Origin of the sequence: Falsiroseomonas sp., assembly GCF_051859025.1 — a bacterium.
In the GTDB taxonomy this organism is placed as follows: Bacteria; Pseudomonadota; Alphaproteobacteria; order Acetobacterales; family Acetobacteraceae; genus Falsiroseomonas.
Genome location: NZ_JBHYGL010000001.1, coordinates 143,119 through 160,434, shown reverse-complemented (window position 1 = coordinate 160,434; position 17,316 = coordinate 143,119). Strand labels below are relative to the sequence as shown.

The window sequence follows — 17,316 nt, the reverse complement described above, 5'->3', positions numbered from 1 at the left end:
CTTTTCTGCCACCGCCGCCGCCGCTCCCTCCCCCGCGCTTGCGGGGGAGGGTTGGGGTGGGGGTCTGGTGCGCCCCCGGAGAACCCCCATGACCGTCTCCCCTGCCGATGGCCCCGTCTTCGGCGCCGTCTACGGCACCGATGCGATGCGCGCCGCCATGGGGGAACGCGCCTTCCTCCAGCGCATGCTCGACACCGAAGCGGCGCTGGCTCGCGCCCAGGCCCGCCTCGGCATGATCCCCGGGGAGGCCGCCGCCGCCATCACCGCCGCCGCGCGGGTGGAAACGCTGGACATCCCCGCCCTCGCCGCCGCCACCCGCAACACGGGCTTTCCCGTGGTTGGCCTGGTGAAGCAACTCAGCGCCGCTGCCGGCGCCGATGCGGGCCGCTGGACCCATTGGGGCACCACGACGCAGGACATCGTGGACACCGCCCTGGTGCTCCAGATGCGCGATGCCTTCACGCTGATCGCCGCCGACCTCGATCGCCTCATCGCCGCCTTCGCGAAGCTGGCGCGGGACCACCGCCACACCGTCATGGCCGGGCGCACCCATGCCCAGCAGGCCCTGCCCATCACCTTTGGCTACAAGGCCGCGCTGTGGCTCGATCCGCTCATCTCCATGCGCGAACGCCTGGGCCAGGCGCTGCCGCGCATCCTGAAGCTGCAATTCGGTGGCGCCGTCGGCACCCTTGCCTCGCTGGGCGACCGGGGCCGGGACTGCGCCGCGGAACTGGCGAAGGAACTTGACCTCACCCTGCCCGCCATCCCCTGGCATGTGGCGCGGGACGGCACGGCGGAAGCCGCCTGCTGGCTCGGCATGCTGTGCGGCGTATTGGCGAAACCCGCCACCGACGTGATGCTGCTGATGCAGTCCGAAGTGTCGGAGGCCAGCGAACCCTCGGCGCCGGGCCGCGGCGGGTCCTCCACCATGCCGCAGAAGCGCAACCCCATCGCCTGCGAATACGTCATCGCCCAGGCCCGCGCCGCCCAGGCCCTGGTGCCGCAGGTGCTGGGCGCCATGGCGCATGACCATGAACGCGGCGCCGGCCCGATGCAGATCGAGCAATTGGCCCTCGCCCCCATCTTCCTCTACGCCCATGGCGCCATGGCCCAGGCGCTGCTGATCGCGGAGGGGCTGGTGGTGGATGCCGCGCGGATGCGCCGCAACCTCGATGCCTCCGGCGGGCTGATCGTGGCGGAGGCGGTGATGATGGGCCTGGCCCCCCTGCTCGGCCGCGGCGTGGCGCATGACGTGGTGCACCACGCCTGCGACGTGGCGCTGGCGGAAGGCGTGACGCTGGATGTGGCGCTGGCCCGCGAATCCCGCGTGACGACGCATCTGGACCAGGCGGGCATCGCGAAGCTGACGGACCCCGCCGGCTACCTCGGCGCCACGCAGGGCTTCATCGACGCGGTGCTGGCCCGCGCCGCGGTTTAGCTGGCGGCACGCCGCCGGGGGGTTAGCTGGCGGCACGCCGCCGGGGGGTTAGCTGGCGGCCCGCCGCCGGGGGTTAGCTGGCGGCCCGCATCGCGCAGGCGATGGTCGCCGCCGCGCAGGCCACGCTGAAGGGCTTGGCCAGGAAGGGCGCCCCCGCCAGGCCGCGCCCCGGCTCCGCCTGGCGGAACCGGCCGGAGGCATAGATCACCGGCAGGTCCGGTCGCAGCACCCGCGCCGCCCGCGCCAGCGCGAAGCCATCCGCGCCCGGCAGGTTGATGTCCGTCAGCAGCAGCGCGATCTCGGGATGCCGGGCCAGGATGCGCAGCGCCATCTCGGCATCCTCCGCCTCCAGCACCTCGAACCCCGAATCCGTCAGCCCCTCCACCAGGGTCATGCGGACCAGCGGATCATCCTCGACGAGCAGAACATGCCGGGCCTCTGCCATGGGGTCCCCTTTTCCATGCCCAGCCTAGCGCCCGGATCGGGCCACGGGATGGGCGGTCGGTGGCACGACTGCGTGATGCCGGCGACGGGGGTGACGCTGTGACGGGAAAACACCATGGTCCTGCCGCGATCAGGGCATCGGTTAACAAGCGATCAACACCCTTCGCCGATGCAGCCGCCGCGATCCACGCCAGAAGGGCGAGTCGGCCGGTGACGGCCGATGCCCCAGAACCGCCGCCCCAGGATGGGGCGTTGGGCGCTTCGCGCCCACGGGATGTCCCCCTGGGGGCGCTTCGCGCCCACGGGATGTCCCCTTGGGGGCGCTTCGCGCCCACGCCATGCCCAATGGGCGCGCTTCGCGCCTACGGCATGCCCAATGGGCGCGCGTCGCGCCCAAGGCACGCCCCTTGGGGCGCGTCGCGGCCCTTGCCTCCGGCTCCGGCCGCGCCATACACGCAGGCATGGTTCCTCAGAACATCGCGATCGTGGGCGCCGGCCTTGCCGGCATGACCTGCGCCAAGACCCTCGAAGCCCATGGCGCCCGCGTGCGCCTCTTCGAGAAGAGCCGCCGACCCGGCGGCCGCATGGCGACCAGGCGGGTGGAGGTGGACGGCGTCACCCATGCCTTCGACCACGGCGCCCAGTACCTGACCGCGCGCGGCCTGCACTTCGCCGCGGTGCTGGAAGTGACGAAATCGATGAACTGGCCGGATGAGAAGCGCTGGGTCGGCCAGCCGAACATGGCGATCATCTGCCGCGGCATGGCGGACGGCCTCGACATCACGGCGAACCGCCATGTCGTGGAGATCACCGGCAGCCCCGGCGCCTGGATGGTCCGCCACCACGATGCCGCGCTGGTCACGCCAGGCGGCAACGCCCCGGATGCCCCGCCGGAGGAGGACGGGCCCTTCGACGCGGTGGCGCTGGCCATCCCCTCCCCCCAGGCGATCCCGCTGCTGGCCGGCCCCGCGCCCCATCTGGCGCTGGTGCTGGAAGGCGTGGTCATGGCGCCATGCTGGACGCTGATGGTGGCCTTCCCGACCCGCCTGCCCCTGCAGGACACGCTGCGCCTGACCGGCGGGCCGATCGGCTGGGCGGCGCGGGACAGTTCCAAGCCCGGCCGCAACGCGGAACAGGAGAACTGGGTGGTCCAGGCCAGCCCCGCCTGGACCCGCGAACACCTGGAACGCCGCCCGGCGGAGGTCGCGCTGCTGCTGCGCGATGCGCTGGAAAAACTGGTGGGCCAGCCCCTGCCGCCGACGCTGGTCTGCCTGGCGCATCGCTGGCGCTACGCGCTGGTGGAAAAGCCGCTCGGCGCCCCCTGCCTCTGGGACCCCGCCCTCGGCCTCGGCGCCGGCGGGGATTGGGCGATCGATGCGCGGGCAGAGGCCGCGGTGGATAGCGGCACGGCCATGGCCGCCGCGATCCGAATGGAATGACCCGCCCCCGATGACCTGCCCCGCATGACCCGCCAGGCTGCGCCCGCGACGCTGGAGGACACGCTGGGCTGGGCCCTCGCCATGGTCGCGCGCGGGGTCGCGGACCGGCGCCACCCCTTCCACACGCCGGTCCTTGCCACCACCGGGCTCGATGGCACGCCGCAGGCCCGCACCGTGGTGCTGCGCGGCATCGATCCCGCCACCCGCCAGCTTCGCCTGCACACGGATGCGCGGGCGGGGAAGGTGGCGGAACTGGCGGCGGAACCGCGGGCCACCCTCATGTTCTATGATGCCGGCGCGCAATTGCAGCTTCGCCTCGGCGGTCGCGCCACGCTGCACCGGGACGATGCCCTGGCCGACGAAGCCTGGGCGGCCAGCAGGGATTTCAGCCGGATGTGCTACGCGATCGAACCCGCCCCCGGGCAAGCCGTGCCCGCCCCGCCCGCCGCACCGCTGGACAGCCAGGCGGGCCGGCCGCATTTCTGCGCGGTGATCCTGCACCTCCACACCCTCGAATCCCTCCACCTCGCCGCCGGCGGGCACCGGCGCGCGCGCTTCGCCTGGGACCAGGCCAGTATCCCCAGCGGCACCCCCAGCGCCGCCTGGCTCGTCCCATGACGAATGCCGAGGCGCTGGAGGCCGAGATCCTCCGCCAGACCAGCGAACGCGGGGCGGAGAAGAGCATCTGCCCGAGCGAGGTCGCCCGCGCCCTGTCCGACGACGAAGCCACCTGGCGCCGCCTGATGGGCCCGATCCGCGCCGCCGCCATCCGCCTGGCCCTGGCCGGGCAGGTGGAGGTGCTGCGCAAGGGCAAGCCCGTCGACCCCACCGCGGAAATCCGCGGCGTCATCCGCCTGCGAAAGTCAGCAACATGAGCACCCTGTCCCTGCTGCTGGGCCGCGGCACCGCCGGCCTGCCGCAAGCGGAACCGGTCGACTTCAACGGCCTGGTCCTGCCCCCCTCCCCCAACGCCCACCTGGCCGCGCCAGCCGGCGCCACGGCCGAACGGCATGAGACGACGCCCCTGCTGCCCGTCTCCCCCGAAGCCGCCTGGGCCGCGCTTCGGATGCTGGGCGAAGGGGAGGCCCGGACCTGGAAAATGGCCGAATGGCCGGACCGGCGGCAGGTGCAATGGGTGGTCCGCACCCGCCTCGCCAATTTCCCGGACATCGTCGTCGGCCAGATCGTGCCCCTGCCCGGCGGGTCCGGCATGTTCCTCTATTCCCGCAGCCTCATCGGCTATTCCGATTTTGGCGTGAACAAGCGCCGCATCGCCGAATGGCGCGCGCGGATGGACGGGGCACTGCGCGCCCCCTGATACTGGCGGGGCTCCTCCAGGATTCCCCGCCATGCGACGCCTCGGTTCCTTCCTGCACGATGCCTGGACCCTGGCCCGCCCCTATTGGGTGAGCGAGGAGCGCGGCCGCGGCCTGCTGCTGCTGGGCGCCGTCATCGTGCTGAACCTGTCGCTGGTCGGCATGACGGTGGTCCTCACCTACTGGCAGCGCGCCTTCTACAACGCGCTGGAGGCGAAGGACGCCGCCACCTTCTGGTCCCTGCTGTTCCTCGGCGGAGAAGCCGATGGCACCTGGTTCCCCGGCTTCACCGTCGTCGCGATCGCCTACATCCTGATCGCCGTCTACCAGCTCTATCTCCGCCAGGCCCTGCAGATCCGCTGGCGCCGCTGGCTGACCAAGGACTACCTGGACCGCTGGCTCGCCGACCGCGCCTATTACCGCATCGCGCTGACGGACCCCGCGACCGACAACCCCGACCAGCGCCTGGCCGATGACCTCCGGCTTTACGTAGACGATACGCTCTCCCTCGGCCTCGGCCTGATGAACAGCGTCGTCACGCTGTTCTCCTTCATCCTCGTGCTCTGGTCGCTGTCCGGCCCGCTGGAGGTCTTCGGCATCACCATCCCCGGCTACATGGTCTGGGTGGCGATCCTCTATTCCGTCATCGGCACCTGGCTGGCGCATTTGATCGGCCGCCCGCTGATCCGCCTCAACTTCCTCCAGCAACGCGTCGAGGCCGATTTCCGCTACGCCCTGGTCCGGCTGCGCGACAACGTCGAAGGCGTGGCGCTGCACCAGGGGGAGGCCGACGAGAAGCGCGGCCTGCTCGCCCGCTTCAACGCGCTGACGGAGAACTGGTGGGGCATCATGACCGCCACCAAGCGCCTGACCTTCTTCACCGCCGGCTTCACCCAGGTGGCCAGCATCTTCCCCATCGTCGTCGCCGCCCCCGCCTATTTCTCCGGCCGCATCCCGCTCGGTGGCCTGATCCAGACGAGTTCCGCCTTCGGCCAGGTGCAGGGCGCGCTGTCCTGGTTCGTGGACAATTACGCAAGGCTGACGGAATGGCGCGCGACGGTCGAGCGCCTGACCGGCTTCCGCCGCGCGATCGAGATCGCCCGCGCCGCCACCGATGGCGTCCGCGCCACCCCCGGCACCGATCCCGCCGTGGTGCTGGACGACGTGACCATCAGCCTGCCCGGCGGCCGCGTGCTCATGCACGGCGCCTCGCTCCGGCTGGAGAAGGGGGAGGCCGTGCTCATCACCGGCGCCTCCGGCAGCGGGAAATCGACGCTGTTCCGGGCACTCGCCGGCATCTGGCCCTTCGGCCAGGGCACCGCCCATATCCCCGACGGCGCCCGCGCCCTGTTCCTGCCGCAGCGCCCCTATTTGCCGCTGGGCAGCCTCCGCCGCGCCGTCTGCTACCCGCTGGACGCCACGGCGGTGCCCGACGATGCGGTGCGCGAAGCCCTCTCCGCCGCCGGCCTGCCCCACCTGCTGGACCGGCTCGATGAGGAAGATGCCTGGGACCGGCGCCTGTCCGGCGGCGAACAACAGCGCCTCGCCATCGCCCGCGCCCTGCTGGTGAAGCCGGACTTCCTGTTCCTGGACGAGGCGACGGCGAGCCTGGACCCGACCGGCGAGGAAGCGCTGTACCGCCTGGTGGCGGACCGCCTGCCCGGTACCGCCGTGCTCTCCATCGCGCACCGCCCGGCCGTGGCGCAATTCCACGGGCGCCGGCTGGTGGTGGCGGAGGGGGCGCTGCGGGCGGGGTAGCGGGGGAGCCGGGTGTGGCGGGATGGCTGCTTGCGACCCGGTGCGGACATACGCACCGGATTCCTGCATAACCTATCTCACTGAAATTCCTGGGCCCGGAGCTAGTGCACAATTTCTGAATTATGCAACATATTCCGATAACGTTTGTTGATATTTTCGAAATTTCTCTTGCTCAGTCTGCACCCGCTATGTATCGTCCTTGTGTTGACCGGCTTGTGGTTCAACTGGCGTCTAAGAGTGTGGGTTCACGCCTCTCCACGAAAAAGGGCCATGTCATGGGAATCGGTTCGAGGCTTGCTGGACACATCGCAGACAAGGGTCTCGTGACAATAACGCAGGGAATGCATCTGGGCGACGAAATAACCGGAAATTCTAACGTGTTTATCAAATCAGTTGGCCTGGCCGCTGGTGTGATCGCGGGCGGTGCTGTAGCAGCAATTAGGTTAGCAAATCCCCTAGATATTGCCGATAGCATCCTGACGCCAGAGAAGGATATGATTGAGAGGGTGGAAAAGAAAATGGATGCTTTAATCAAAGAAAGCAAAAGCTAAACAGCCGCTATACCCTAAGCAACTCCTCTCAGCTTGTCGTATAGCGTGGCGAAAACTGCTCGCTGCGCAGATCATAGACCATGCGCTCCATCACCACGCCGTGCCATTGCGAAATTCTTGATTTTTGCACCAGCGGCTCGCTTCTGCTTGTTGCGCTCCCCGCCCTTCGCAGCCAATCCGCCTGCATGCACGGACAAGCTCCCCGAGCGCTGGTCCAGATTGGACGGTGCCCCAAATCGTAGTCGCCGCGATCCAGCACCTACGCCGCCAATGCGCCCGGGAGCCGCCTCCTCGAAGCGGCCCCAGGGAAACATCACCCCGGCAGCACCGGCGCATCCCGCGGCGTCAGCGCCCGCCCCGGGCCCAGCGCCCATTCCGCGATCTCGTCCCGCCGCGCGAACCACACGCCGGGATGCTTCCCCGCCCAATGCAGGAACCGCTGGACGGAGGGGATCACCGCCGGCCGGCCCGCGACGAAATCATGCAGCGGCACGCTCATCATGCGCCGGCGCGCCGCGCCTTCCTCGTACAGCACCTCGAATTCCTGCCGCAGCATCTGCTCGTAATCGTCCAGGCTGCGCTGCTGGTTCTGGAAGAAATTCAAATCGTTGACGTGGCCCATATAGGGCACCAGGCACAATTCCTTGTCGCCGTTGACCGCCTGGATCCAGGGCTCGTCGCGGGACCGGTCGTCGATCGAATAGACCAGGCCCAGCTCCTGCAGCAGGTCGTTGGTGTTCACGCTGCCCTGCAGGCCCTGGGCATTGAATCCCTTGGGCCAAAGGCCCGTCGCGCTGCGCAGCGCCTCGAACCCCTCCCGCAGGAAGTCCCGCTCCTGCTCCTTCGGCAGATGGTATTGCGGCGCGTGGCGGATGGCGCGGCCGCCGGCCTCATGCCCGCGCTCCACGATCTCCTTCGCGAGGTCCGGGTATCGCCGGATCGTCTCCCCGATCATGAAGGAGGAGACGCGGATATCCAGCCGGTCGAACAGGTCGAGCAGCCGCGGCACGCCTTCCTTCGCACCATAGGTGCGGCCCTGGATCATCGGCAGGTTGGGGAAGCGCTGCCCGGTCTGCGGCGTGCCGGGCGGCCCGTTCTGCCACATGGCGGGCTGCCCGCCATCGGCCTCGAACATCATGCAGACCCCGATGGCGAGCCTGGCGCCTCCCGGCCAGAAGGGCCCGCGCGGCCGCCGCGCCGGCTGCGCCACCACCGGCGAGGCCAGCAGCCCCGCCGCCGCGCCCATCATCGCGCGCCGTCCGATCGCCATCCCGCCTCTCCCGTCGTTGCGTCGCCGGCAGATCGGGGGCGGTGCCGGGTGGGTCAAGCCTCCAGCCCGCGGGCAACCCCCACAAGTTGGTCCAGCGCCGCGCCCCAGCCCTGGTCGAACCCCATGGCCGCGTGGCGGTCGCGGTCCGCCGCATCCTTGTGCATTACACGGGCGGTGTAGCGAGTGCCCTCCGCCACCTCCTCGAAGGTCAGGATGGCGGTGATGAAGGGGTTCAGGCGCGGCCGGAAGCCTGGCAGCAGCGCGTCGGTCCAGACCAGGCGGGAATGCGGCACCACTTCCAGCCAGCAGCCCGGCGGCTCGTTCATCACCTGGCCCTCGGGGCCCTGCATCACGGTGTGGAAGATGCCCCCGGGGCGGAGGTCCACCTCCGCATGGGTGGTCTTCCAGGGATGCGGCGTGAACCAGCGCATCAGCAGCGCGGGCTCCGTCCAGCAGCGCCACACCAGGCGCGGCGGCACCGGCAGGATGCGGGTCTGCACCAGGTCCGCATCAGTGTCGTTCACAGCCATCCTCGTCACCCCCCGCGCAGTCGCGGCCTGGTCGCGCCTGGCCGGCGCCGCAACCTATTGGTTAACCACTTAGCCAACCAATCACCATCCCCCCGACCCGTCCAGTCACGCCCGCGTCACCAGGTCCTTGCCAGATCGACCCGTCACGTTATGTTATACTGTACCATTTGGACCACCCGCCATGCCGCTCGACCTCGCCGACAACCCCTCCCCCCTCACGGCAGTCGCCACCCTCGCCCCCGTTCTGCGGGATGGCACCAACATCGCGGCCTGGCGGCGCAGCCCGCCACTCTGCCTCTTCGCCGGCCTCGCGCCCCTGCTCGCCCGCGGCCCCTTCGTGGCGATCGCGGAGGATGCCCCCGGCGCCGCCATCGCCACCCTCGACGGCGAGCTTTCGCTGCCCGACCCCCTGCGGGCCGATATCCTCGTCCTCGCCACCAGCTTCGCCACCCTGCTGGGCCAGGACCGCCTCCGCATCCGGCTGGAGGCGCTGCGCGGCCGCGGCTGCCATCGCTGGCATGCCGATGCTGTCGGGCTCCGCCTGCTCTGCACCTATGCCGGCCCGGGGACGGAGTGGCTGGACCTCGATGGCGGCGCGGCGCTGGCCCGGCGGCTCGACCCCGCGCACCTCATGATGCGGCCGCACCGCCTCGGCACCGGCGATGTCGCGGTGCTGAAGGGGGAGGCCTGGCCCGGCAATGCCGGCCATGGCTGCATCCACCGTTCGCCCCCCAACCCCGATGACGCGCCCCCGCGCCTGGTGCTCTGCCTCGATGAGGCCGGAAGGTTCCCCGCGCCATGAAGGCCGATCCCCGCCTGCCCGTCACCGTGCTCTCCGGCTTCCTCGGCGCCGGCAAGACCACGCTGCTGAACCATGTGCTGGCGAACCGGGAGGGCCTGCGCGTCGCCGTCATCGTCAACGACATGTCGGAGGTGAACATCGACGCGGCGCTGGTCGGCAATACGGCCGCGCTCTCCCGCACCGAGGAACGCCTGGTCGAGATGTCCAACGGCTGCATCTGCTGCACGCTGCGGGAGGATCTGATGAAGGAGGTCACGGCGCTGGCGAAGGAAGGCCGCTTCGACGCGCTGCTGATCGAGAGCACCGGCATCGCCGAACCCATGCCCGTCGCCGCCACCTTCGATTTCCGGGACGAACACGGCTTCAGCCTGGGTGACATCGCCCGGCTCGACACGATGGTGACGGTGGTGGATGCGGCCGCCTTCCTGGCGGATTACGGCAGCGCCGACAGCCTGCGCGCCCGCGGCCAGGCGACCGGCGATGACGATACGCGCCTGCTGGTGGACCTGCTGGTGGAACAGGTGGAATTCGCCGACGTCATCGTCGTCAACAAGGCGGACCGCGTCACGCCCGATGAACTCGGCCGACTGGCCGGCATCCTCGCCACCTTCAACCCGCGGGCGGAGATCGTGGCCAGCGTCCAGGGCCAGGTGCCGCTGCGCCATGTGCTGGACACCGGCCGCTTCGATTTCGCGCAAGCCTCCCAGGCCGCCGGCTGGGCGCAGGCGCTGTCCGGCCAGCATCTGCCGGAAAGCGAGGAGTTCGGCATCACCAGCTTCGTCTGGCGCGCCCGCCAGCCGCTCCACCCCGCCCGCTTCAAGCGGCTGATCGAAAGCCCCCTGCCCGGCGTGATCCGCGCCAAGGGCTTCTTCTGGCTCGCCACCCGCATGCCCTGGGCGGGGTCCTGGCAATTGGCCGGCGCCGTCGGCAAGCATGAGGCCGCGGGCGTCTGGTGGGCCGCCCAGCCGCGGGACCGCTGGCCCGAGGATGCCGACTGGCGCCGCGGCGTGATGGCCAATTGGCAGGAACCCTTCGGCGACCGGCGGCAGGAGATCGTCTTCATCGGTATCGGCATAGAGGAGGGCCTGCTGCGCATCGCCCTCGATGCCTGCCTGCTGACCGATGAGGAAATGCGCGGCGGCCCCAGGGCCTGGGGCCGCTTCGCCGATCCCTTCCCCGCCTGGCGGCAGGGCTGACCCTCAGCCCAGCCACCACCAGGCGGCCAGGCCCAGCACCACCGCCCACAGCGCCACCACCGCCACCGCCCCGCCCCGGCTGACGGGCCGGGCGGCCAGGCGCGCGGCCTCCGCCCCCAATTCGGCCTTGAGCCCCGCCGGGATCATGCGCAGCACCAGCCACACCAGGCCCGGCAGCAGGATCAGCTCATCCAGCAGCCCCAGCACCGGGATCACATCCGGAATCAGGTCGATGGGGGAGAAGGCATAGGCCGCGATCCCCGCCGCCAGCAGCCGCGCCGCCCAGGGCACGCGGCTGTCCCGCGCCGCCAACCACAGCAGGATCGCCCGGCGCTTCAGCGCCCCCGCCCATCGCTTCAGCGCCCCTGCCCATCGCTTCAGCGCCCCCGCCCATCCCTTCAGCCGCTCCATCAATCCCCCCGCCCGCCCGCCACGCACGAAGCCGTGATCGATGGCGCGTGGCTTGCTTGGCCCCTGGCGCCTGTCGGGCGCGGGAAGGGGATTGCCTCTTTCCCGTGCACACCGGGCCCATGAAATGCTGCCGGGATGATCAAATGAACCGCCGCCACCTGCTGACCAGCGCCACCGCGCTGGCCCTTCCCCTTCTGCTGCCCGCGGGCGTCCTCGCCCAGGGGGCCTTCCCCAACCGCCCCATCCGGATCGTCAGCCCCTTCTCGGCCGGCGGCACCTCCGACGGCGTGGTGCGGCTGCTGTCGCCGACGCTGGAACGCGTGCTCGGCCAGCCCGTCGTGCTGGACAACCGCCCCGGCGCCGGCGGCACCGTCGGCACCGCGCATATCGCGGCGGAACGGCCGGACGGCTATTCGCTGGTGCTGGCCAATGCCGGGCCGATGGCGATCGCGCAGACGCTGTTCCCCAACCTGGCATACGATGTGCGCCGCAGCTTCTCCTACGTCATGCTCGTCGGCGGCGCGCCGATGGTCGTCGGCGTTCGCCCGAACGGGCCGATCCGCAGCATGGCCGACTACCTGGCCGCCGCTCGCGCGCGGCCGGAGGCGATGAGCTACGGCTCCGCCGGCATCGGCTCCGTCGGCCACCTGGCGGGCATGCTCTGGGCCAGCGAGACGGGGGTGCAACTGCTCCATGTGCCCTTCCGCGGCGGCGGAGAGGCCGAGCAGCAGGTGCTCGGCGGCAGCCTCCACTCGCTGTGGAACACGCTCGGCGCCCATGCCGGCAGCGTGCGCGGCGGCACGCTGCGGGCGCTGGCCATCACGAGCGGCGAACGGATGTCCACCTTCCCCGACGTGCCGACCATCGTGGAGGCCGGCTTCCCCGGCGCGACGGCGATCAACTGGTTCGTCCTGGCCGGCCCCGTCGGCCTGCCGGAGGGCGTGGTGGCGCGCGTGCGGGAAGCCTTCACCATCGCGATCAACGAACCGGGCATGAAGGACCGCATCGCCGGCCTCGGCGTGCTGCCGATGACGGATACCGGCCCCGCCGATGTCCAGGCCTTCGTGAACCGGGAGGTCGCGCGCTGGTCGCCGATCGTCCGCGCCTCCGGCGCCACGCCGAGCTGAAGACCCTGTCGGGGGGAGCCATGCTTCCCCCGACGGCCTCAGTCGCAGCCGCGCAGCACCCGCAATACCTCGTCGCCATACCGGTCCAGCTTGGTCCGCCCGACGCCCGGAATGGCGCCCAGCTGGTCCAGGCTGCGCGGGCGGCCGGCCGCGATTTCCGCCAATGTCTTGTCCTGGAAGATGACATAGGCCGGCACCTGCTGGGCCTGGGCCTCCCCCCGCCGCCAATCCCGCAGCGCCTCGAACACCCGGTCGCCGACCGGCGCGCCGCCGCCACCGCCGCGCACGCCGCGCGTCCCGCTGCCGGAGGGGGCGTTGCCGGCGCGCAGCACATCCTCCCGCAGCAGCACCTTCTCCTCCCCCTTCAGGATCGGGCGGGCGGCATCGGTCGGCACCAGCTCGCCATGGTTCTCGACCGCCACGTCCAGCGCGCCCCGCGCCACCAGCTGCCGCGCCACGCCGCGCCAGGCGAATTCGGACAGATCCTTGCCCACGCCGAAGGTCGGCAGCTGGTCATGGGAGAATTGCGCGACCTTCTCCGTCATCTTGCCCCGCAGCACGTCCACCACATGCGCGACGCCGAAGCGCCGCCCGGTGCGCAGCACGGCGGAGAGCATCTTCTGCGCCGCCACCGTCCCGTCGAACAGCTTGGGCGGCGTCAGGCAGACGTCGCAATTGCCGCAGGGGGGGATGTCATCCTCCCCGAAGCAGCGCAGCAGGATCTGGCGGCGGCAGGTCGCGGCCTCCGCGATCGCGACCATGGCGTCCAGCCGCTGGCGCTCGATCCGCTTCTGCTCCGGCTGCGCAGGGCTTTCCTCGATCCGGTGGCGGGCGAGCGCGATGTCGCCGGCGCCATACAGCAGCAGGGCGCGGGCCGGCAGGCCATCGCGGCCGCCGCGGCCGATCTCCTGGTACCAGCTCTCCGGCGACTTCGGCAGGTCGAGGTGGGCCACCCAGCGCACATCCGGCCGGTCGATCCCCATGCCGAAGGCGATGGTGGCGCACATCACCACGCTGTCGCCGCGGGCGAAGCGGCGATGCGCGTCGCGCTTCGCGCCGCTGTCCATGCCGGCATGGAAGGCCAGCGCGTCCACGCCATCGCCCCGCAGCCATTCCGCCGTCTGCTCGGTCTTGTTGCGGGTGCCGCAATAGACGATGCCGGCGCCGCCCTTCGTGCTCTCCTCCCGCAGCAGGGCACGAAGCTGGGCGCGTTCCTGCTCCCGCGGCACGGCCTCGATCCGGATGTTCGGGCGATCGAAGCCGCCCCGGAACACCGGATCATCCTGCAGCCCCAGCTGCCGGCGGATATCCTCCACCGTCCGCTGGTCCGCCGTCGCGGTCAGCGCCACGCGCGGCGTGCGCGGGAAGCGTTCGGACAGGACACCCAGTGTCCTGTATTCCGGCCGGAAGTGATGGCCCCACTGGCTGACGCAATGCGCCTCATCCACCGCGAACAGCGCGATGGGCAGTTCCTCCAGCCGGTTGAGCATCCCCTCCAGGGTCAGCCGTTCCGGCGACACATAGAGAAGCTTGAGGTCGCCGCTATGCAGGTCCCGCAGCACGGTGCGGGCCTCGCCTTCCGGCAGGTCGGAATGCAGCGCGGCGGCGGCGACGCCCTGCTGGCGCAGCGCCGCCACCTGGTCCTCCATCAGGGCAATGAGGGGGCTGACCACCACCCCCACCCCTTCCCGGCACAGCGCCGGCACCTGGAAGCACAGCGACTTGCCGCCGCCCGTCGGCATGAGCACGAGGCCGGAGCCCCCGCCCGCGACATGGCGCACCACCTCCTCCTGCCGCCCGCGGAAGCCGGGGTGGCCGAAGACGCGGCCCAGAACCTCGACAGGGTCCACGAGGCTTTCCATGGGAGGGCTGGTTACGGCGGAGAATCGGCCATCATCGGGCATGGCATCCTGTGCCATGCCCGGGGGCCCGCGTCATGCGGCGATGCGCAAGCGCATCGTCCCTCAGTTCCCGCCGATATGGATCTCCACGCGGCGGCTCTGGATCGGGGCGGCATCGAAGGCGACGGCGCCGCGGCCCTGCTGGGTGATCTGCGCGCGCGGCACGCCGGCGGCTACCATCTCATTCACTACGCGTTCCGCCCGGGCGCGGGAGAGCGCGACGGTCGGCGCCAGGCCGGGCTCCGGCGCGGAGAAGCCGAGCACGCGCACCGGCGCGCCGGGGTAGCGCCTGGCCACCGCCACCGCATCCAGGATCACGGCCTTGGCCTCCTCGCTCACGCCGATGCTGTCATCCTCGAAGAACACGACGCGCACGGGCTGGGCCGCCAGCTGCGCGCCCATGGGGTCGGTCGGCGCGCAGGCCGCGGCCAGCGGCAGGGCAAGAAGGGCGGCGAGGCCCAGGACGCGACGATTCATGCAACAACTCCCCAGATCGATTGCCGCATTGGTCGCCGCTCGGCCGCCGCGCGTCAATCACGCGGTGCCGACGGCTCCGCTTTTCCGCCACTCGCATTCCGGTTGTGTGGCCACCTCCCGTTAAGCATTCGTCCCGCATCTTGCGACCGTGCCCGATCAAGCCACCCACGCCCCGGACAACGCCAGCAATCCGGCCCCTCGCGCCGGCCTGCCGGACCCACGTCGTTTTGACCCCGTCGCCTTCCCGGGCGCGGAGCCCGGGGAAGCCTGGCCGCCCACCCATTTCAACTTCCACGCGCCCTGGATGCACGAACCCGGCCTGGGCTTCGAACGGGATGCCAGCGGCGGCATCGCCGTGGTGCGGTCCTTCGCCCATCTCCGCCTGCTGGTGGATATCGACACGGCGCACCAGCTGTTCGACCTGGCGCCGGGCAGCCGCGATTTCCGCCTGCTGCGCCTGATCCCCGCCGCTTTGCGCTGCGTGGACCGCATCCTGCCCGGGGACCCCATGCCAGGGCCCCTGCTGGATGAGGAGGAGGAGGTGCCGGAGGAGCACCACCTCTACGCCGCCACCACCGCCATGGTCGAACGCCTGGCCTCCCAGGCCGGGGAGGAAGGCCAGGCGCTGGCGGAGGCGATGCGCCGCGTCCCCCCCGGCCCCGGGATGTTCGAGGCCGCGGTCGCCCGCTGCATCACCCGCTTCGGCTTCCCGATGGCGACGGTCGCCCCCCTGGCGCGCCGCCTGCAGCGCCTGGCCAATGCCCATGCCCGCGTGCTGGCCACCGCCGCCGCGCAGCCGGACTATGCGGCGATGGAGAAGGTGGTGCTGCGCACGCGCCAGACGCTGGGCGCCGATCGCGGCTGGGTCGGCGGCGGGCTGCTGACGCGCGCCATGGACGGGCTGCTGCCCCAGATCAACCGCCCCCGCCGCGCCAGCGCCGCCATCCTGGCCGCGGCGGAGGAAGCCATGCGCCGCCCCCTGCCGCTGGAAGCGCCGACGCGGCTGATCCTGGAACAGGATGGCTACCGGGACCGGCTGCTCGACATCTCCGTCTTCTGGCGCCGGCTTTCCGCCGCCTGGATGACAGTGGACCCCGACACCACCGACCGGCGGGAGATCGAGGCCCTGGCCCGCAACACGCTGCGGCGCCTGTCGCTGACCTCCCTCTACCGTCCGCCGGACGAGCCCTGAGGGCTATTCCTCCACATCCAGCGCGTAGCCGGCGGAGCGAACGGTGCGGATGATGTCCGCCTCCCCCTCCCCGTTCACCGCCTTGCGCAGGCGCCGGATATGCACGTCAACCGTCCGCGGCTCCACATGGATGTCGCGGCCCCAGACGGCGTCCAGCAGCTGTTCCCGTGTGAACACACGGCCGGGGTGGCTCAGAAAGAACTCCAGCAGCCGGTATTCGGTGGGGCCGAGATGCAGCGACCGGCTGCCCCGCGTCACGCGATGCGCGTCCTGGTCCATCACCAGGTCGGCATAGGTCAGGCGCCCCTTCACCGGCACGGCGCCGGACCGCCGCAGCAGCGCCCGGATGCGGGCCAGCAGCGCGTCCATGACGTAGGGCTTGGCGATGTAGTCGTCCGCGCCGGTATCCAGCGCGCGCACCGCGTCCTGGTCCTCGGTCCGCGCCGTGACCATGATGATGGGCAGGTCGCGGGTGTTGGGGCGCCGGCGGATCTGGCGGCAGACCTCCAGCCCCGAAAGCTGCGGCAGCATCCAGTCCAGCAGGATCAGGTCCGGCGGGCCTTCGGCGACGCGCAGCAGCGCCTCCTGCCCATCGGTCGCTTCCTCAACACGGAAGCCCTGCTTTTCCAGATTGTAGCGCAGCAAGGTCAGCAGCGGCGCCTCGTCCTCCACCACCAGGATGGTGGGCTTGGCCAGGCTGCCAATGGCGTCGGGCATGGCGTGATCCCTCACTCAGGCGGGCGGACGACGGCGTAGGCGGAGCCATCGGCCTTGGGCCGGTCATCCGGCAGGCTGTCGCCGCGCACGGCGTAATGCACCGTCTCCGCGATGTTGGTCGCGTGGTCGCCGATGCGTTCCAGGTTCTTGGCGATGAACAGCAGATGCGTCGCCGCGGTGATGTTCCGCGGATCCTCCATCATGAAGGTCAGCATCTCCCGGAAGATGCCGTTGTAGACATCGTCCACCGGCTCATCCGCCGCCCAGACGCGCTGCGCCGCATCGGCATCGTCATTCACCAGCGCATCGATGGCGAGCTTCAGGTTCTCCTGCACCAGGCGCGCCATGCGGCTGAAGCCGTTCAGGCTGCCGATCGCGGGCTGCTGCGCGATGACGATGCTGCGCTTGGCGGCGTTGCGGGCGTAGTCGCCGATCCGTTCCAGATTGTGGCTCACCTTCATGGCGGCGACGATGAAGCGCAGGTCGCTCGCCATCGGCTGGCGCGTGGCCAGGATGCGGATGCAGAAGGCCTCGATCTCGCGCTCCAGCTGGTCGATCGCGGCGTCGCGGCCGATCACCTCCGCCGCCAGCGTGGCATCGCGGCGCACCAGGGCGACGGTCGCGTCATTCACCTGGCGTTCCGCCAGCCCGCCCATCCGCGCCACCATGTCGCGCACGCGGCGAAGCTGTTCGTCGTAGCTGCGGACGATATGCTCGCCCTGTTCCATCGGCATGATCCAGATCCTC

19 protein-coding genes are annotated in these 17,316 nt (G+C 70.7%); 11 read left to right on the top strand and 8 right to left on the bottom strand.

Annotated elements, in window-relative coordinates; genetic code table 11:
* Positions 1–88 precede the first annotated feature (88 nt).
* Entirely contained in the window at positions 89–1,438 is a 1,350-nt protein-coding gene (locus tag ACTIE5_RS00775) for a class-II fumarase/aspartase family protein (protein WP_439547779.1), read from the top strand.
* Positions 1,439–1,511: 73 nt separating this feature from the next.
* Here the strand turns inward: ACTIE5_RS00775 and ACTIE5_RS00770 are convergent, their stop codons facing one another.
* Positions 1,512–1,883 carry a response regulator gene (locus tag ACTIE5_RS00770; protein WP_439547778.1) on the bottom strand — a complete coding sequence of 124 codons (372 nt, stop codon included), beginning with the start codon at positions 1,881–1,883 and terminating at the stop codon, positions 1,512–1,514.
* A gap of 460 nt (positions 1,884–2,343) precedes the next feature.
* Between ACTIE5_RS00770 and ACTIE5_RS00765 the strand changes: the two genes are divergently transcribed.
* The 6 genes from ACTIE5_RS00765 to ACTIE5_RS00740 all read left to right on the top strand — a co-directional run bounded on the left by ACTIE5_RS00765 (position 2,344) and on the right by ACTIE5_RS00740 (position 6,946).
* Positions 2,344–3,321: an NAD(P)/FAD-dependent oxidoreductase gene (locus ACTIE5_RS00765; RefSeq protein ID WP_439547777.1), complete on the top strand. Its 978-nt coding sequence runs from the start codon at positions 2,344–2,346 to the stop codon at positions 3,319–3,321.
* A gap of 24 nt (positions 3,322–3,345) precedes the next feature.
* Positions 3,346–3,939, top strand: a complete 594-nt coding sequence (locus tag ACTIE5_RS00760) for a pyridoxamine 5'-phosphate oxidase family protein (RefSeq protein ID WP_439547776.1) — start codon at positions 3,346–3,348, stop codon at positions 3,937–3,939.
* On the top strand, positions 3,936–4,196 hold the full coding sequence (locus tag ACTIE5_RS00755; RefSeq protein WP_439547775.1) for a DUF3253 domain-containing protein: 261 nt from the start codon (positions 3,936–3,938) through the stop codon (positions 4,194–4,196). The genes ACTIE5_RS00760 and ACTIE5_RS00755 overlap by 4 nt, the downstream gene beginning before the upstream one ends.
* Complete coding sequence (locus ACTIE5_RS00750; protein WP_439547774.1) at positions 4,193–4,639, top strand: DUF1499 domain-containing protein; 447 nt, start codon at positions 4,193–4,195, stop codon at positions 4,637–4,639. The genes ACTIE5_RS00755 and ACTIE5_RS00750 overlap by 4 nt, the downstream gene beginning before the upstream one ends.
* A gap of 31 nt (positions 4,640–4,670) precedes the next feature.
* Positions 4,671–6,395, top strand: coding sequence for an ABC transporter ATP-binding protein/permease (locus tag ACTIE5_RS00745; RefSeq protein WP_439547773.1), 1,725 nt, complete (start codon positions 4,671–4,673; stop codon positions 6,393–6,395).
* 122 nt (positions 6,396–6,517) lie between these two features.
* Positions 6,518–6,946 carry a hypothetical protein gene (locus ACTIE5_RS00740; RefSeq protein WP_439547772.1) on the top strand — a complete coding sequence of 143 codons (429 nt, stop codon included), beginning with the start codon at positions 6,518–6,520 and terminating at the stop codon, positions 6,944–6,946.
* Between the two features lie 313 nt (positions 6,947–7,259).
* On the opposite strand, the gene ACTIE5_RS00735 is transcribed toward ACTIE5_RS00740, so the two are convergent.
* Together ACTIE5_RS00735 and ACTIE5_RS00730 are read right to left on the bottom strand one after the other, a co-directional pair.
* On the bottom strand, positions 7,260–8,216 hold the full coding sequence (locus ACTIE5_RS00735) for a polysaccharide deacetylase family protein (RefSeq protein WP_439547771.1): 957 nt from the start codon (positions 8,214–8,216) through the stop codon (positions 7,260–7,262).
* A gap of 53 nt (positions 8,217–8,269) precedes the next feature.
* Positions 8,270–8,740 carry an SRPBCC family protein gene (locus ACTIE5_RS00730; protein WP_439547770.1) on the bottom strand — a complete coding sequence of 157 codons (471 nt, stop codon included), beginning with the start codon at positions 8,738–8,740 and terminating at the stop codon, positions 8,270–8,272.
* 187 nt (positions 8,741–8,927) lie between these two features.
* On the opposite strand from ACTIE5_RS00730, the gene ACTIE5_RS00725 reads away from it, so the two are divergent.
* Together ACTIE5_RS00725 and zigA are read left to right on the top strand one after the other, a co-directional pair.
* Positions 8,928–9,548, top strand: a complete 621-nt coding sequence (locus tag ACTIE5_RS00725; protein ID WP_439547769.1) for a DUF1826 domain-containing protein — start codon at positions 8,928–8,930, stop codon at positions 9,546–9,548.
* Entirely contained in the window at positions 9,545–10,744 is a 1,200-nt protein-coding gene (gene zigA, locus ACTIE5_RS00720; protein WP_439547768.1) for a zinc metallochaperone GTPase ZigA, read from the top strand. Before ACTIE5_RS00725 ends, zigA begins: the two co-directional genes overlap by 4 nt.
* Before the next feature lie 3 nt (positions 10,745–10,747).
* Here the strand turns inward: zigA and ACTIE5_RS00715 are convergent, their stop codons facing one another.
* Positions 10,748–11,155: a YkvA family protein gene (locus tag ACTIE5_RS00715; protein WP_439547767.1), complete on the bottom strand. Its 408-nt coding sequence runs from the start codon at positions 11,153–11,155 to the stop codon at positions 10,748–10,750.
* Positions 11,156–11,298: 143 nt separating this feature from the next.
* Here ACTIE5_RS00715 and ACTIE5_RS00710 point away from each other — a divergent pair, with 143 nt between their 5' ends.
* Positions 11,299–12,282: a Bug family tripartite tricarboxylate transporter substrate binding protein gene (locus tag ACTIE5_RS00710; protein WP_439547766.1), complete on the top strand. Its 984-nt coding sequence runs from the start codon at positions 11,299–11,301 to the stop codon at positions 12,280–12,282.
* Positions 12,283–12,320: 38 nt separating this feature from the next.
* Here ACTIE5_RS00710 and recQ read toward each other — a convergent pair whose 3' ends face one another.
* Both recQ and ACTIE5_RS00700 read right to left on the bottom strand, forming a co-directional pair.
* A complete protein-coding gene (gene recQ / locus ACTIE5_RS00705; protein ID WP_439547765.1) occupies positions 12,321–14,144 on the bottom strand; it encodes a DNA helicase RecQ in 1,824 nt (607 codons plus the stop codon).
* A 102-nt stretch (positions 14,145–14,246) separates the two neighbouring features.
* On the bottom strand, positions 14,247–14,660 hold the full coding sequence (locus ACTIE5_RS00700) for an OmpA family protein (RefSeq protein ID WP_439547764.1): 414 nt from the start codon (positions 14,658–14,660) through the stop codon (positions 14,247–14,249).
* A gap of 148 nt (positions 14,661–14,808) precedes the next feature.
* Between ACTIE5_RS00700 and ACTIE5_RS00695 the strand changes: the two genes are divergently transcribed.
* A complete protein-coding gene (locus ACTIE5_RS00695) occupies positions 14,809–15,852 on the top strand; it encodes a hypothetical protein (protein ID WP_439547763.1) in 1,044 nt (347 codons plus the stop codon).
* 3 nt (positions 15,853–15,855) lie between these two features.
* Here the strand turns inward: ACTIE5_RS00695 and phoB are convergent, their stop codons facing one another.
* Both phoB and phoU read right to left on the bottom strand, forming a co-directional pair.
* Entirely contained in the window at positions 15,856–16,569 is a 714-nt protein-coding gene (gene phoB / locus ACTIE5_RS00690) for a phosphate regulon transcriptional regulator PhoB (protein ID WP_092957741.1), read from the bottom strand.
* Positions 16,570–16,580: 11 nt separating this feature from the next.
* On the bottom strand, positions 16,581–17,303 hold the full coding sequence (phoU, locus tag ACTIE5_RS00685; RefSeq protein WP_439547762.1) for a phosphate signaling complex protein PhoU: 723 nt from the start codon (positions 17,301–17,303) through the stop codon (positions 16,581–16,583).
* Positions 17,304–17,316 lie beyond the last annotated feature (13 nt).

What these genes read in the sequence shown, in the direction of transcription:
- ACTIE5_RS00775 (WP_439547779.1), top strand. Translation starts at nt 89, where the DNA reads ATGACCGTCTCCCCTGCCGATGGCCCCGTCTTCGGCGCCGTCTACGGC.
- ACTIE5_RS00770 (WP_439547778.1), bottom strand. Translation starts at nt 1,883, where the DNA reads ATGGCAGAGGCCCGGCATGTTCTGCTCGTCGAGGATGATCCGCTGGTC.
- ACTIE5_RS00765 (WP_439547777.1), top strand. Translation starts at nt 2,344, where the DNA reads ATGGTTCCTCAGAACATCGCGATCGTGGGCGCCGGCCTTGCCGGCATG.
- ACTIE5_RS00760 (WP_439547776.1), top strand. Translation starts at nt 3,346, where the DNA reads ATGACCCGCCAGGCTGCGCCCGCGACGCTGGAGGACACGCTGGGCTGG.
- ACTIE5_RS00755 (WP_439547775.1), top strand. Translation starts at nt 3,936, where the DNA reads ATGACGAATGCCGAGGCGCTGGAGGCCGAGATCCTCCGCCAGACCAGC.
- ACTIE5_RS00750 (WP_439547774.1), top strand. Translation starts at nt 4,193, where the DNA reads ATGAGCACCCTGTCCCTGCTGCTGGGCCGCGGCACCGCCGGCCTGCCG.
- ACTIE5_RS00745 (WP_439547773.1), top strand. Translation starts at nt 4,671, where the DNA reads ATGCGACGCCTCGGTTCCTTCCTGCACGATGCCTGGACCCTGGCCCGC.
- ACTIE5_RS00740 (WP_439547772.1), top strand. Translation starts at nt 6,518, where the DNA reads ATGCAACATATTCCGATAACGTTTGTTGATATTTTCGAAATTTCTCTT.
- ACTIE5_RS00735 (WP_439547771.1), bottom strand. Translation starts at nt 8,216, where the DNA reads ATGGCGATCGGACGGCGCGCGATGATGGGCGCGGCGGCGGGGCTGCTG.
- ACTIE5_RS00725 (WP_439547769.1), top strand. Translation starts at nt 8,928, where the DNA reads ATGCCGCTCGACCTCGCCGACAACCCCTCCCCCCTCACGGCAGTCGCC.
- zigA (WP_439547768.1), top strand. Translation starts at nt 9,545, where the DNA reads ATGAAGGCCGATCCCCGCCTGCCCGTCACCGTGCTCTCCGGCTTCCTC.
- ACTIE5_RS00715 (WP_439547767.1), bottom strand. Translation starts at nt 11,155, where the DNA reads ATGGAGCGGCTGAAGGGATGGGCGGGGGCGCTGAAGCGATGGGCAGGG.
- ACTIE5_RS00710 (WP_439547766.1), top strand. Translation starts at nt 11,299, where the DNA reads ATGAACCGCCGCCACCTGCTGACCAGCGCCACCGCGCTGGCCCTTCCC.
- recQ (WP_439547765.1), bottom strand. Translation starts at nt 14,144, where the DNA reads ATGGAAAGCCTCGTGGACCCTGTCGAGGTTCTGGGCCGCGTCTTCGGC.
- ACTIE5_RS00700 (WP_439547764.1), bottom strand. Translation starts at nt 14,660, where the DNA reads ATGAATCGTCGCGTCCTGGGCCTCGCCGCCCTTCTTGCCCTGCCGCTG.
- phoB (WP_092957741.1), bottom strand. Translation starts at nt 16,569, where the DNA reads ATGCCCGACGCCATTGGCAGCCTGGCCAAGCCCACCATCCTGGTGGTG.
- phoU (WP_439547762.1), bottom strand. Translation starts at nt 17,303, where the DNA reads ATGCCGATGGAACAGGGCGAGCATATCGTCCGCAGCTACGACGAACAG.